This is a genomic window from Paenibacillus sp. JSM ZJ436, from assembly GCF_044383795.1.
In the GTDB taxonomy this organism is placed as follows: domain Bacteria; phylum Bacillota; class Bacilli; order Paenibacillales; family Paenibacillaceae; genus Paenibacillus_AQ; species Paenibacillus_AQ algicola.
This window is the reverse complement of the sequence record NZ_JBISEO010000024.1, coordinates 1-14886: the sequence shown is the minus strand read 5'-3', so window position 1 is coordinate 14886 and position 14886 is coordinate 1. Positions and strand designations below refer to the sequence as shown.

Below are 14886 nucleotides of genomic sequence, written 5' to 3'. Positions count from 1 at the left end.
TTCATGGAACATCAGCGGCTCAGCCCCTCAGGCCTTCGCGTATGAATTTTAGTGTATTGATCTCTCCTTCAGAGGAGGAAATGCCTCGCTGCAGACGGAGCGGAACCGCGGTTCGCTGGAGCAGCGCTTTAATCGCGGCCGGCTTCAGGCCAGGCCTTTGGGCGAGCAAGAGGGCTATGGTACCGCTCACATGAGAGGTTGCCATGGAGGTGCCGCTCATTTCATGGTACTTGCCATGCAGCCAGGCAGACATAATCTTGTCTCCGGGAGCATAGATGTCGACGTACTGGCCGCGGTTGCTGAAGGAGGCGATTTTTCGCTTGCGGTCTGTGGCACCTACGGAGATCGTCTGGGGGTAGCGTGCAGGGTAGTCGATGGCGCGGCGTTTGCCGTCATTGCCGGAGGAAGCGACCACGACGATGCCAGCCTGGCCTGCTCGGTTGACAATATCCAGCAGAGACCGGCTGCGGGTCTGCATTCCGAAGCTCATATTAATCAGATCTGCCCCTGACCGGACACACCAGTCAATTCCGGCGATGATGTCTGATACATAGGCCGAGCCATTGGCATCGAATGCCTTAACCGGATAGATGATGGATCTGGGGGCAACGCCTATCATGCCCCGAGTGCTGTTTGCGGCAGCGATCGTTCCGGAGATATGGGTTCCGTGCCCGTTATCATCAAAGGGCGGCAGGCCCCGGTGAACGAGATTGATCCCCCGTCCGAGAGAGTGCTGCAAATCGGGATGGCCAACATCAATGCCGGTATCGATGACGCCGACCTTGATGCCGTATCCCGTCGATATAGACCAGGCCTGTGGAGCTTTGATGGCTTTTACGCCCCATGGAATGCCGGGTCCTCCTCCCGTACGGCTGGATAAGCCGCTGAGATGAATAGTGCTGTCTTCTTCCGTGACAGCCTCATGACGCCACTTTTTCTCGATTTGCTCTGCTAGTGGTGAAGGAGCGATGATACATTGGGCAAGTGGAGCCCAGAGGACCTGCGAGGCAGCTCCCGCACGTGCTGAGGTGAGCCATTGCTGCCGTAGTGCTGCATACAGCCCGGGGTCATGAAACGTCAGGATATGCCGGGTGTCTTGCTGCTGAAGCCTGTCGCCATGACACGGCGGGTGCAGTGTGTGTACGATCCGGGTGAAATTCATGCCAGGCATCCCCCTTTTCGGATCAACCGTTGCTTCAGTATTGTATGAGCTATCCCGTTAGCCCGAATGGGAGAGAGCCTTTTTTGTTTCAAATAGGCGTGTAGGCCGTGTCAAATGCTGACCTGAAACATAAGATAAGTGGAGAGAGCTCGCGCGCTCTCTCACCATCCAGCAAGGAGTTCATCCTTGGGGCGGATACAGTCGGAAGGCGGAGAGCAGCCTGCTCTTCGCTTTTTCTTATGGCTTCATCGCGGAGGATGCTTTCTCTTTTTTCGTAAAAGCCTGTGCTGAGCAGCATGATAAAAACTTGATTTTTGACAGCAAATAGGTTTTACTTAGGTTTGTTATGGATATGTTTGAAATCATGGCAGTGCAAAGCGAAGATTGCATGAGAGGAAGTGTCGTTAGTGAGTAATCCGCTCAATTTAAAAATCGACCCGGAAAAAATCCATGAGGTTCCCATGGTTGACCTGGCTTTTATGGTATTAAAGGCGGCAAATACGCCGTACTATTACCGTGACTTAATGAATGAGGTCGCTAAGCTTCGCGGCTTCACCGAAGAAGAAATTAACGAAACGATTGCCCAGTTATATACAGAAATTAACATTGATGGTCGTTTTGCTTGTGTGGGCACGAACCTGTGGGGCTTGAAGCGCTGGTATCCGCTGGAGCGTTCTGATGATCCAGTAGCCAATGCGAAGCGTCCGCGTATTATCAATGATGAAGATGATGATCTGGAGGATGATTTCACCGAGGAGGAAGATACCTACAGCGGTGATGAATCTGATGAAGATTACGATAGCGCGGATGAAGATGACCACGATGATGACGAGGATGATATGTACGGCGATGAGGATCATTCCGAGGATGAGGTGGATGAGGACGTCGAGCTGGACGATGAGGATCTGGACGATGACGATTCCCAGGACGAAGAGGAAGAGAGCGATTCCGAGGACGACGACCTGGACGAGGACGACCTGTAGGGCTGCCTGCAGCCTCGTCCTTTCTCCCTCGCTGCGCCCTGCGCTTGTTCAGAGATTTAAGGCTTCTTCCTCTCTTGACAAGGAGAGCAGCCGCAGAGTAAACTATTGCTTGGGCTTATGATCAAGGTTTATAAGTGAGAATTGAAGTGCCCCGTACTGCGGGTCACTTTTTTTGTTTTTATTGGGTTTTTTTAGTGGTGAAAGAGGTCATTTCACGAAGAAATGATGAGATGAGAAATCGGTCGGCTCGCTTTATCCGTAAAGCGGGCACCGTTTATTTTTATGTCCTTTTGATGATGAATCTCTAGGAATAGGGTTACCATAAACATCATATGTCGCCTGATTTTTCGAATTTATTTAGGAGGGTATTACTGTGACAAAGTACATTTTCGTAACGGGCGGGGTCGTGTCTTCCCTGGGCAAAGGAATTACGGCCGCTTCGCTAGGCAGACTGCTGAAGAACCGAGGGCTGAAGGTGACGATCCAGAAATTTGATCCTTACATTAACATAGATCCCGGCACCATGAGCCCTTACCAGCACGGTGAGGTGTTTGTTACGGATGACGGCGCCGAAACGGACCTCGATCTGGGTCACTACGAGCGGTTCATTGACATTAACCTGTCGAAGAACAGCAATGTGACCACCGGTAAAGTGTATTCCTCTGTGATCAGCAAGGAACGGCGCGGAGAATATTTGGGCGGCACGGTGCAGGTTATCCCTCATATTACGAATGAAATTAAGGAGCGCGTATTCCGCGCCGGCCGTGAAGCGGGCTCTGACGTTGTCATTACTGAAATCGGCGGCACGGTAGGCGACATCGAAAGCCTTCCTTTCCTGGAAGCGATTCGTCAGATCAAGAGCGAGGTAGGGCGCGATAATGTTATGTACATTCATGTAACGCTCATTCCTTACATCAAGGCTGCCGGCGAGGTGAAGACCAAGCCGACCCAGCACAGCGTGAAGGAGCTGCGCAGCATCGGCATCCAGCCGAATGTGATTGTATGCCGTACCGAGCACGAGCTCTCCACTGAAATGAAGGCGAAGATTGCCCTGTTCTGTGACATTGATGCCAATGCAGTCGTGGAATGCCGCGATGCCTCAACCCTGTATGAGGTTCCGCTGAACCTTCGTCAGGAAGGCCTCGACGAAATCGTAGTCAACCATCTGAAGCTGGATACTCCAGAGCCCGATATGACGGAGTGGGAGGCCTTGGTTGACCGCGTGTCCAAGCTGGAGAAGACCGTGGAAATTGCGATTGTCGGCAAGTATGTCGCGCTTCATGATGCTTACTTGAGTGTGGTTGAATCTCTGTCCCATGCTGGCTTTGACGCCAACGCGGAAGTGAAGATCCGCTGGGTGAACGCCGAGGAGATTACCGATCAGAATGTGAAGGACATGCTGGGCGGCATAGGCGGTATTCTCGTTCCCGGCGGTTTCGGTGACCGCGGCATCGAGGGCAAAATCTCAGCCATCCGCTATGCGCGGGAGAACCATATTCCGTTCTTCGGCATCTGCCTGGGTATGCAGGTGTCGGTCATCGAATATGCTCGCTCGATGGCAGGCATGGAAGGCGCGAACAGCTCCGAGATTAACCCGGCTTCGGAATATCCGGTCATTGACCTGCTTCCAGAGCAGAAGGATATTGAGGATCTTGGCGGCACCATGCGTTTGGGACTGTACCCTTGCAAGCTGGTTCCCGGCTCGCTGGCTGAAGCCTGCTACCAGGATGAGCTCGTCTATGAGAGACACCGTCACCGGTATGAGTTCAATAATCAATATCGCGAGGCTATGGAAAAGGCGGGCTTCCGTTTCTCTGGTACGTCACCGGACGGAAGATTGGTGGAGATTGTTGAGCTTCCAGACCATCCATGGTTCCTGGCTGTTCAGTTCCATCCGGAGTTTACCTCCCGTCCGAATCGTCCACAGCCGCTGTTCCGTGAATTTGTTAAAGCATCCTTGAAGCATCTGGCATAACGTTTAAGCCTCCCACCTATGGGGGGCTTTTTTATATATAGATCTGCCCCCGGCTTATATTGTTCATGAGAGCATTCCTTCTGCGAGATCTTATTTTTCTTGGTGTTTTTTGGTTAAAATGCAGGATTTCCACCTTCTCCGGGCGAATACTGTTAGGACCATGCAGTATGTTCCGGAAAGTTCAGGGGGAGTGCCGGTTCGTCGATAAGCCAAACATGAAACAGAATGGGAAGGTGTTACATGATTAAACACAAGGTCCTGATCGTCGATGATCAAAATGGAATCCGTATTCTTTTAATGGAGGTGTTCAGCAGCGAAGGGTATGAGACCTTTCAGGCTGCCAATGGCCGCATTGCGCTCGACATTGTGAAGAGTCAGGTTCCTGACCTGGTGCTGCTGGATATGAAAATTCCCGGCATGGACGGTCTTGAAATACTGAAGCACATCAAGCAGATGAATCCCGAGATCAAGGTCATTATGATGACCGCCTATGGGGAACTGGATATGATCAAGGAAGCGACCGATCTTGGCGCTTTAATGCATTTTACGAAGCCTTTTGATATTGATGAAATGCGAATGGCTGTGAATATGCAGCTGCGCACCAATGCGATGTAGCAGAATGCTTGCTTTCCTCAGGTGGTTTGGAGCGAGGCGCGCGGACAGCATTATTTTTACCATCATGCAGGCCCGATTTTCACCATTTGGGGAGTTAGTATTTATTCTTCAATGTGGTATAATACGATGTGTATGCGAACTTCGGCTATATATTAGATATACCCACAATAGGAGGATGGACCATGCCATTAGTATCAATGAAAGACATGCTTAACAACGCCCTTGAAGGAAAGTACGCCGTGGGCCAGTACAACATTAACAATCTGGAGTGGACTCATGCTATTCTCGAGGCAGCACAGGAAGAGCAATCCCCGGTCATTCTGGGTGTTTCTGAAGGTGCGGCACGTTATATGGGCGGGTTCAACACCGTCGTGAAGATGGTTCAAGGTTTGATGGAGGACCTGAAGGTTACCGTTCCGGTTGCCATTCACCTCGACCACGGCTCCAGTGTGGAGAAGTGTAAAGCAGCGATTGATGCTGGCTTCACTTCCGTTATGATTGACGATTCCCACAGCCCGATTGACCAGAACATTGCTACTACGAAGGAAGTTGTAGAGTACGCACATGCCAAAGGTGTTTCTGTTGAAGCAGAAGTCGGCATGGTTGGCGGTCAAGAAGATGACGTTATTGGTGACGTTATGTATGCGAAGCTGGACGACTGCGTACGGATCGTTAACGAAACGGGTATCGACACGCTGGCGCCGGCTCTTGGATCTGTACACGGACCTTACAAAGGCGAGCCTAACCTGGGCTTTAAAGAGATGGAAGAAATTCGTGATGCTGTGAACCTTCCGCTCGTGCTTCATGGCGGGACAGGCATTCCTACTCATGACATCAAGAAGGCCATCTCCCTGGGTACGTCCAAGATCAACGTAAACACCGAGAACCAGATCTCCTTCAGCAAGGTCGTTCGTGAGGTGCTTGCCGACAAGCCGGAAGCTTATGACCCACGCGTATTCCTGAAGCCAGGTCGTGAAGCAATCAAGCAAACCGTCATTGGCAAAATGCGTGAGTTTGGATCCAACAACAAGGCTTAATGAGTAAGCTTTAGTAATATCAAGCGGCGGCCCACCGGGCCGTCTGCTTTAATACTTGTCTTTATTGGAATCTCACACCGCTTGCCGGTGTTTTTCCATTTTAATCAGGTGTGACAATCTTCTGCAATTTACGCCATGCTGGTTGGCGATCAGACCCATTTATGCAGCAATGTGATCTAGGGGGACCCTTAAGCATATGGAAAAATTGATGATCAGCGGTGGACGCCCGCTGCAGGGCACTGTAACCATCAGTGGTGCCAAGAACAGTGCAATTGCTTTGATTCCTGCCGCCATCCTGGCGGATAGTGAAGTCGTGCTGGATAATCTGCCTTTACTTAGTGATGTTGCCGTTTATGCGGAAATTCTGGAAGCCTTGGGCGGACAGGTATCCTGGGACGGTCAACAGATGAACATCAACCCTTCTGATATTAAGTCCATACCGATGCCCAACGGGCCTGTCAAGAAGCTGAGAGCTTCCTATTACATGATGGGTGCGATGCTGGGTCGTTTCAATGAGGCTGTCATCGGCCTGCCGGGCGGCTGTAATTTTGAGCCCCGTCCTATTGACCAGCATATCAAGGGCTTTGAAGCGCTGGGTGCAACCGTAACGAATGAGCACGGTGCCATTCACCTGCACGCCAAGGAGCTGCGCGGCGCTAAGATTTACCTGGACGTGAGCAGTGTTGGGGCAACCATAAATATCATGCTGGCGGCTGCTAAGGCCAAAGGCTCCACAACGATTGAAAATGCGGCGAAAGAGCCTGAAATTATAGACGTAGCAACATTGTTAAATTCCATGGGAGCCGTCATTAAAGGAGCGGGCACAGAGACAATCCGGATTGAAGGCGTGTCCTCTCTGCATGGCTGCAGGCATTCTATTATCCCGGACCGGATTCAAGCAGGGACCTATATGATTGCAGCAGCGGCCACGCGCGGAAACGTGCTGGTGGATAACGTCATTCCAAAGCATCTGGAGGCTCTAACCGCGAAGCTGATCGAGATGGGCGTCGGCATTCAGGAGCATGATGAAAGCATCCGGGTCATCGGCAAGGATCGTTATGAGCATGTAGACGTCAAGGCTCTTGTGTATCCCGGATTTCCTACGGATTTGCAGTCACCGATGACGAGCCTGCTGACACAGGCTGACGGCGTAAGCGTCCTCAGTGATTTTATATATAGCAGCCGGTTCAAGCATGTGCCGGAGCTGATTCGCATGGGCGCGAAGATTCGCGTTGAAGGCCGCTCTGCCATCGTGGAAGGCGCTGCTTTGAACGCAGCAAAGGTGAAGGCTGCTGATTTGCGTGCCGGTGCAGCGCTAGTCATTGCCGGACTCACGGTGCCCGAAGGGGTAACAGAAATTACCGGTGTTGAGTTTATCGACCGGGGGTATGACCATTTGGTCACCAATCTCCGGCAGCTTGGCGCTGACGTATGGCGGGAAACTGAATAGCGGGTTCATGGCAAGGATTACCCTCAGAGGCTGAGAGCAGCAGGCATCGTGGAAGGAGGAATGAAATATATTCCATAAAAACCTTTTATGTCTGCATATCTCCCTCCAGATTGGGTAATCCTTATCTAGTGATATCCTCATAGAATGATAGAGTTAGTATAGAAGCAATGTATATTGAGAACACAATGGAATAGGTGGTTATGGAATGGATCTACAGATATCCGACTTGGAAGGAATGAAGCTGACCGACCTTTACAAGCTGGCCAAGAAGCATCAAATCCCGTACTACGGTCAACTGAAGAAAAAAGAACTGATTTTTGCAATACTCCGCGCGCAGGCTGAACAAAGCGGCCTGATGTTTATGGAAGGCGTACTCGAGGTGCTGTCGGAGGGCTATGGCTTTCTGCGGCCTATCAACTATCTTCCAAGCACCGAGGATATTTATATTTCAGCCTCGCAGATCCGCAAATTTGATCTGAGAACCGGAGACCTGGTATCCGGCAAATGCCGGACGCCGAAAGAGAATGAAAGATATTTCGGGCTGCTGCAGGTTAACGCGGTCAATGGCGAGAACCCGGCAGTTGCCTCAGAACGGCTGCACTTCCCAGCCTTAACTCCTCTTTATCCGCAAGATAAGCTGGTTCTGGAAACATCCCCTAATCAGTTGTCCACCCGAATTATGGATTTGCTGGCGCCTGTAGGCCTTGGACAACGCGGTTTGATTGTGGCTCCGCCTAAAGCAGGAAAGACTCTCCTCTTGAAAGAATTGGCTAACAGCATCTCAACCAACCATCCCGATATTGAACTGTTTGTGCTCCTGATCGATGAACGTCCTGAAGAGGTGACGGACATGCAGCGCTCGGTGAAGGGTGAAGTCGTAGCCTCCACCTTTGATGAGCTGCCTGAGAACCATATCAAGGTGGCTGAGCTGGTGCTTGAGCGGGCATTAAGACTGGTCGAGCACAAAAAAGACGTAGTGATTTTGCTGGACAGCATCACACGATTGGCGCGTGCCTACAATCTGGTCATTCCTCCATCGGGACGTACATTGAGCGGTGGTATTGATCCGGCGGCCTTTCATCGGCCGAAGCGGTTTTTTGGCTCAGCCCGTAACGTGGAGGAAGGCGGCAGCCTGACGATCCTGGCTACTGCGCTGGTGGATACCGGCTCCAGAATGGATGATATTATTTACGAAGAATTTAAGGGCACCGGTAATATGGAGCTGCATCTGGACCGTAAATTTGCAGAACGCCGCATTTTTCCAGCGATCGACATTCGTCGCTCCGGAACGCGCCGGGAGGAAGTGCTCCTGAGCAAAGAGGAGCTTGATACGATCTGGTCGATTCGCAAGAATATGAATGATAGTGCAGACTTTGTGGAAGGCTTCCTCAAAAAAATGCGGGACAGCAAAACCAATGCCGAATTCTTGGCTTCCTTTGATGTCAGTGCTTCGGGAGCTTCCTCCGGCGGTAGCGGCAGCTCTTCCTCCGGCACCTCGGCGCCGAGACGGACCTCCCGTCCGTCCGCAGCATCAGCTTCCCAAAGCTAAGGCCCTTTTGCTATAATCCCAAATTCACGAAAAGAACAGGAGAACAACATGTATTTGGTGTATGCAGATGAACAGGGCAACGTCTTTGATCATCAAGAGTGGTTTGGACTTGCCCGCAGCGGCGAGATGTATGTAGAAATTCTAGAAGAAGAGCTGATTCCGTTGCCGGAAGGAGCTACGCTGGTCGGACTGCCGAATACCCGTGCCATTGGCATGGATCCGGCTACGGGAGACATGAAGGCTCTGCCAATTGGACAAACGGCGGTCGGCGCCCTTTTGCCGCAAGGGTTTACCCGGCTGTGTATTCCCGGCTATATGAAGACAGATAAGGAATATAAGCTGCCTCTGTTCGGATACTCTGCGGTAGTGTGGAAAGACGGAGCATTCTATACCGCGGCCAGGTTAAGCGATGACCCTGAGAAATGGAATCCTATGAACTGTGATGTGGAGGAACTGGAGCTGGGGGTAAAGAAGCTGACGGAGAAATACCCCGAGAACCGTTTATATCAGCATCTCTCCAATTGCGCGCTGGGCTATGAGTGTCTCACTGCCTCGAATACCTTCCTGAACCGATGGGAGGGCGCGGTGCCGGTTTCGTATTCCTGCAATGCCGGATGCTTCGGGTGTATTTCGGAGCAGCCGGATGACAGCGGGTTCGTAGCTCCGCAGACGCGGATGAACTTCCGTCCCCGTACCGATGAGCTGGTGCAGATCATGCTGGAGCATCTGAAGACGCCGGAGTCGATCATCAGCTTTGGCCAAGGGTGCGAGGGAGAGCCTTCCACTCAAGCCAAGATTATTATTGAAGCCATGCGCGAGGTGCGCTCAATAACGGATATGGGCTACATTAATATCAATACAAATGCCGGGCTTACAGACCATATCCGGGGAATCGTAGATGCTGGCCTTGATTTGATGCGGGTCAGCACGATCAGTGCGCTGGATGATCATTATAATGCGTACTACAAACCGCGCGGCTACAATCTGTCCCATGTAGAGAAGTCCTTGAAATATGCTACAGACCAAGGAGTATACACCTCGATCAACTACCTTATATTCCCGGGAGTCACAGATCGGGAGGAAGAGGTGGAGGCGATGGTGGAATTTGCGCGCCGTACCGGGCTGCGCTTGATTCAGCTGCGCAATCTGAATATTGATCCAGAGAGCTATCTGGAGCTGATTCCTCCTGCTCGCGGAGATACTTTGGGGATGAAGCAGGCGATCGAGATTTTTCAAGAGGAACTGCCGGATGTTGTGATCGGGTCGTATACTCATGTGCCGCCGGAGAACCTGCGCCGTGCCAAGCGTCATTTATCCTCCCGCTGATCTCTGAGGACGATGCTCTCATCACATACCACATGAATGGATTAGATGTATTGCATATAGACGAGTAGTATGCTATAATCCGATTATGTGTCCATTTACTCTGTGCCCGCATGAGGCTCAGGGCGGAAAGAAGGTGAAAGTCTAATGAAACAAGATATTCAACCGAAATATCATGTTACTACGGTAACTTGCGCTTGCGGTAATACGTTTGAAACAGGTTCTGTTAAGCCTGACCTTCGCGTAGAGATCTGCTCCAGCTGCCATCCATTCTTCACAGGAAAGCAGAAATTCCTGGATGCCGGCGGCCGTGTCGATCGCTTCAAGAAGAAATACGGTATGTAATTATTCAACGGCTGTTTCTGAAGAGAGTCCATTCTCTCCTTCGGAAACAGCCGTTTTTATATGGCCACCGCGCACAGCTTCTGGCGCGTGGTGGAATGGGGCGGGTGTCTCCGATAGCTGCTGTACAGTCTTCATGTCAGGTCAATGTCATAAATGAAGGCTGTTCGCCCAAGAGACGGCGGACGGAAGTGCAAATTTTGCCTTCGGTTGCATTTTGGACAGGCATGCGCTATACTTAATTTCGCCGTGCTAGACGGGGAGGTAGCGGTGCCCTGTAACTCGCAATCCGCTGTAGCGAGGTTGAATTCCTGTTAGAGGTATTGTCGATGTGAGGCTGGTCCCTGAGCTCGATGTTGACGGCTGGGTCCTCCGCAATGAGCACCTGTGAACCTGGTCAGGTCCGGAAGGAAGCAGCCATAAGCAGGAGCGCTCTTGTGCCGGAGGGTAGCCTAGCCCGAGTTGTAGCTCAGGGTGGCCGCTCGGATCGCAATTATCAATAACAGGTGCACGGTATACATAATACCGACTGCGAGAAGCGTTTCTGTCGATGTGACAGGGGCGCTTTTTTTGATGGCTTGAAAGTCAAGAAGCCCTAAAGGTTTTGCGGAAAGCGAAGGAAATTGGATGGAAATGTAGTATAATAAGTACAGGGATGCAGGTGATAAACGGCCTGCACACCGTAGAAGGCGGAAGTTGAAAGAAGGTTAAGCGTAGTGGAACATATTGCGTTATATCGTGCCTGGAGACCGCAGTCTTTTGGAGACATGGTGGGACAGCAGCATATTATCCAGACTCTACAGAACGCGATCCGTGAACAGCGGGTCTCCCATGCCTACCTGTTCAGCGGTCCGCGGGGTACGGGGAAGACCAGTGCCGCCAAGATTCTGGCCAAAGCCGTGAACTGTGAAAAAGGTCCGGCGGAGGAGCCTTGTAACCAATGTGAAGCCTGCCGGCGGATTACGTCCGGTGCGGTAATGGACGTACAGGAGATCGATGCTGCTTCCAACCGGGGAGTTGAAGAGATCAGGGACCTCAGGGAAAAAGTGAAATATGCTCCCACTGAGGTTCGCCGCAAGGTTTATATTATTGATGAAGTACACATGCTCACAACAGAGGCATTTAACGCTTTGCTGAAGACGCTGGAGGAGCCTCCGGAGCATGTTATGTTCATTCTGGCCACCACAGAGCCCCACAAACTGCCGGCGACTATTATTTCAAGGTGCCAGCGGTTTGATTTTCGGCGTGTTTCCCTGGAGGAACAGAAGGAACGTCTGGCGCAGATCAGTAAAGAAGAAGGCATTACAGCGGATGCTGAGGCCCTTCAATACATTGCGCGTCTTTCGGATGGTGGTATGCGCGATGCGCTGAGCATTTTGGACCAGATTGCATCTTTTACCGGGGGACATGTATCCTATCAGCAGGTTATGGAGATGACCGGCGGTATGGCCTCGGAGCAGTTTGGGCGTCTGGCCCGTGCTGTTCGTAATAATGAGCCCGGGGCTGTGCTGGAGCAGGTGGAGCAACTTATGCAGGAGGGCAAGAGTGCGGACAAGTGCATGGAGAATTTGCTATACTATTTCCGCGATTTGCTCATGATTAAGATGGTCCCTCAGGCGGACCAGATGACAGACCGGATCCTGAATCCGGAGGATTTCAAGGAAATGGCCGATGCATTCTCTAAAGAGGAGCTTTTTGCGGTCATCGATACTCTAAATCGCTATCAGAGCGATATGAAGTATGCTTCCCAGCCGCAGACACTGTTTGAGGTGGCGCTGCTGAAGCTCTGCAGTGTGTCAGACCGTCGTGGGCAAGGCGCTCAGGAGGCTGGTGCGGCTCCTTCGGGAGAAGTAGAGCGTCTGAAAGGGCAGCTGGCTGCTGTGGAGAAGAAGCTGGAGCAGCTGCTTCAGCAAGGAATTTCTGCACAGGGTGGACGGGAAGTGTCCAAGCCTGCAGTCCGAACACCCGCGCCCCGGGCCTCTTCAGCCGCGAAAACCCCGCAGCACATGGATCAGTATATTGCTTCACGCACTCAGGAGAGCTTCAACGCCGTTCAGCGACAGTGGGCTCAAATTCTGCAGCGTGTGAAGGAGGAAAAGGTTACCGTCCATGCCTGGTTTATGGATGGAGAACCGGTATCCGTATGGGAAGACAACATTCTCGTTGCATTTAAGAACAACATTCATCGCGAAACCACTGAGAAGCCGGCGAACAAGCAGGTTATTGAAGGGGTATTCGAATCACAGCTGGGCAAACCGCACCGCTTGGTGACCATGATGCTGCGTGACTGGAGCGAAGCAGTTGAGGGAGCAGGCAAGCCGCAGGCGGAAGAGCTGAAGCTGGAGCATGAAGAGGATGGAGCGCAAGAAACCCCGTGGATCGATGAGGCGATTCAGCTTTTTGGCGAAGACCTCATTGTCATAAAAGATTAGGAATTATATTTGAAGGAGAGATGATCATGAATAATATGAACCAAATGATGAAGCAAGTGAAAAAAATGCAGGAGCAAATGATGAAAGCCCAGGAGGAGCTCGCGTCCAAAACCGTTGAAGGCACTTCAGGCGGCGGTGTAGTTACCGTAACCGTCTCTGGTCACAAGCAGGTTCAATCCATTTCCATCAAACCGGAAGCGGTCGATCCTGATGATGTAGAAATGCTGCAGGACCTGGTGTTGACTGCGGTGAATGATGCGCTATCTAAAGCAGATGAGCTGGCGAACAATGATATGGGCAAATTCACGAACGGTATGAAAATCCCGGGCTTGTTTTAATTACTAGGTCCAAAAGGAGTCGTTGCGACTTTGTATTATCCCGAACCGATCGCCAAGCTGATCGAGGCGTTTACTCGCTTGCCGGGTGTGGGGCCCAAAACGGCCGCCCGCCTGGCTTTTCATGTCCTAAATATGAAAGAAGACGATGTGATCGATTTCGCAAAAGCGCTGGTCAGCGTGAAGCGGAATCTGCACTACTGCTCCGTGTGCTGTAACATTACGGATACGGACCCCTGCCGAATTTGTCAGGATAAGAAGCGGGATGCTTCCGTGATCTGTGTGGTCCAGGACGCCAAGGACTTGGTAGCCATGGAGCGCACGAAGGAATTTGACGGCTATTATCATGTGCTGCATGGCGCCATCTCGCCGATGGAGGGCATCGGACCGGACGAGATCCGGTTAAAGGAGCTGCTGACGCGGCTTAGCGACGAGCGGGTCAAGGAGCTCATTCTCGCGACGAATCCGAATATCGAAGGCGAAGCGACAGCAATGTACATCTCCCGGCTGGTTCGTCCTTTCGAGCTGCGGGTGACGCGTATTGCAGCAGGCCTGCCGGTAGGCGGAGATCTGGAGTACGCAGATGAGATCACGCTGTCTAAAGCGCTGGAAGGCAGACGAGAGCTGTAATATGGAAGCTGTAGAGTAGGGGGGGCCGAGAGGCTCCCTTCTTTGTTTTAAGGAGTGTTCCGCAGCCGTGTGACAATGGCAGTTGAGAAGTCTCCTTTTTTTGATGGTTTTTTGGCTACGGCAAGTGTCGTTTAGTTCTAAGTTTGTCCCTGAGCTGATATGTATGGTACAGGCGGTACAGATCAGAATCGAGGGGGCGTGTCGTTAATGTGGTGGAATAAATGGAGCAGGCAAGAGGAGAAAAGGGCCGAACATCCAGAAGCAGAACAAGAAAAGATGTGGGAGACATATCTTGATGTCCGGCATTCACAGCTGGAGTGGGAACGCGCACATCTGCTGTTTCAGGAGGCGGCCGGGCAGGACCAGATCGATTATGCGATATACATGCTGGAAGCTGCCGAGCGTAAATATCAGATCAACCTGAAGCAGGCAAAAGAGCTGAATATGAACGGAGCCGCGATGTACAGGGAGGAGATCCGGCGTTACAAGTCGGACTATTAAGAAGGAGGATGGAGAATGAAGCTCATTATAGCAGCGGTTATGGTGCTGTCCCTGACAGCACTGCTTTTTATTATTTTTAGGAAAAAGCTCGGATTTCAATGGCTGACTCTGTTTGGGACCCACCTGGTGCTGTCCGCATTAGGGGTATATGTGATCAATTTCTCGGGTCTCATCAGCGAAGTGTATATTCCGTTAAACCCGATGACAGTTGGTACAGTCATGATGCTGGGTCTCCCTGGTGTTGCCTTATTAGTTGCATTAAAATTAATAGTTATTTAGGTGTTGACTTAGAGGGCGGAAATATGATACATTAATTCTCGCCCGTTTGAACGGGGAATGAGTAAGAAACCGGTTGAGAGAAAAGCTTCTGAAAAAAAAGTTAAAAAAAGCTCTTGACCTAAAGCAAGCAAGTGTGATACATTATTAAAGTCGCCGCTGAGAGATGCGACGATGAAGAATGAAGAGAATTGATCTTTGAAAACTGAACAACGAGTGAGTTAAAGCGATCTTGCCTTCGGGTGAGATCAACAATGAGATTTTATAATCTCGTCA

At 51.2% G+C, this 14886-nt stretch carries 14 protein-coding genes and 1 other RNA gene; 14 read left to right on the top strand and 1 reads right to left on the bottom strand.

The window, feature by feature from the left end; translation table 11 throughout:
* Positions 1-19: 19 nt before the first annotated feature.
* Entirely contained in the window at positions 20-1162 is a 1143-nt protein-coding gene (locus ACH6EH_RS19040; RefSeq protein WP_397333434.1) for a S8 family peptidase, read from the bottom strand.
* Positions 1163-1569: 407 nt separating this feature from the next.
* Between ACH6EH_RS19040 and rpoE the strand changes: the two genes are divergently transcribed.
* From rpoE to ACH6EH_RS18970, 14 genes are all read left to right on the top strand, one after another.
* Positions 1570-2145 (top strand): DNA-directed RNA polymerase subunit delta, encoded by a 576-nt coding sequence (rpoE, locus tag ACH6EH_RS19035; protein ID WP_397333433.1) that lies wholly within the window; start codon positions 1570-1572, stop codon positions 2143-2145.
* Positions 2146-2518: 373 nt separating this feature from the next.
* Positions 2519-4120, top strand: a complete 1602-nt coding sequence (locus tag ACH6EH_RS19030; protein WP_397333432.1) for a CTP synthase — start codon at positions 2519-2521, stop codon at positions 4118-4120.
* A gap of 240 nt (positions 4121-4360) precedes the next feature.
* On the top strand, positions 4361-4735 hold the full coding sequence (locus ACH6EH_RS19025) for a response regulator (RefSeq protein ID WP_397333431.1): 375 nt from the start codon (positions 4361-4363) through the stop codon (positions 4733-4735).
* A gap of 182 nt (positions 4736-4917) precedes the next feature.
* Positions 4918-5772 carry a class II fructose-1,6-bisphosphate aldolase gene (gene fba / locus ACH6EH_RS19020; protein ID WP_138223992.1) on the top strand — a complete coding sequence of 285 codons (855 nt, stop codon included), beginning with the start codon at positions 4918-4920 and terminating at the stop codon, positions 5770-5772.
* Positions 5773-5968: 196 nt separating this feature from the next.
* Positions 5969-7222 (top strand): UDP-N-acetylglucosamine 1-carboxyvinyltransferase, encoded by a 1254-nt coding sequence (locus tag ACH6EH_RS19015; RefSeq protein WP_397333430.1) that lies wholly within the window; start codon positions 5969-5971, stop codon positions 7220-7222.
* 205 nt (positions 7223-7427) lie between these two features.
* On the top strand, positions 7428-8771 hold the full coding sequence (rho, locus tag ACH6EH_RS19010) for a transcription termination factor Rho (protein ID WP_397333429.1): 1344 nt from the start codon (positions 7428-7430) through the stop codon (positions 8769-8771).
* A gap of 48 nt (positions 8772-8819) precedes the next feature.
* Positions 8820-10097, top strand: a complete 1278-nt coding sequence (locus ACH6EH_RS19005) for a radical SAM family protein (RefSeq protein ID WP_397333428.1) — start codon at positions 8820-8822, stop codon at positions 10095-10097.
* A gap of 144 nt (positions 10098-10241) precedes the next feature.
* Complete coding sequence (gene rpmE / locus ACH6EH_RS19000) at positions 10242-10439, top strand: 50S ribosomal protein L31 (protein ID WP_138223996.1); 198 nt, start codon at positions 10242-10244, stop codon at positions 10437-10439.
* 244 nt (positions 10440-10683) lie between these two features.
* An RNA gene (ffs, locus tag ACH6EH_RS18995) (signal recognition particle sRNA large type) lies at positions 10684-10950 on the top strand.
* A gap of 202 nt (positions 10951-11152) precedes the next feature.
* Positions 11153-12868, top strand: coding sequence for a DNA polymerase III subunit gamma/tau (gene dnaX, locus ACH6EH_RS18990; RefSeq protein ID WP_397333427.1), 1716 nt, complete (start codon positions 11153-11155; stop codon positions 12866-12868).
* 26 nt (positions 12869-12894) lie between these two features.
* Positions 12895-13206 (top strand): YbaB/EbfC family nucleoid-associated protein, encoded by a 312-nt coding sequence (locus ACH6EH_RS18985; protein ID WP_397333426.1) that lies wholly within the window; start codon positions 12895-12897, stop codon positions 13204-13206.
* A 30-nt stretch (positions 13207-13236) separates the two neighbouring features.
* Positions 13237-13833 (top strand): recombination mediator RecR, encoded by a 597-nt coding sequence (recR, locus tag ACH6EH_RS18980; RefSeq protein ID WP_138223999.1) that lies wholly within the window; start codon positions 13237-13239, stop codon positions 13831-13833.
* 276 nt (positions 13834-14109) lie between these two features.
* A complete protein-coding gene (locus tag ACH6EH_RS18975) occupies positions 14110-14334 on the top strand; it encodes a DUF2508 family protein (protein ID WP_138227557.1) in 225 nt (74 codons plus the stop codon).
* A 15-nt stretch (positions 14335-14349) separates the two neighbouring features.
* Positions 14350-14613: a pro-sigmaK processing inhibitor BofA family protein gene (locus ACH6EH_RS18970; RefSeq protein WP_397333425.1), complete on the top strand. Its 264-nt coding sequence runs from the start codon at positions 14350-14352 to the stop codon at positions 14611-14613.
* Positions 14614-14886 lie beyond the last annotated feature (273 nt).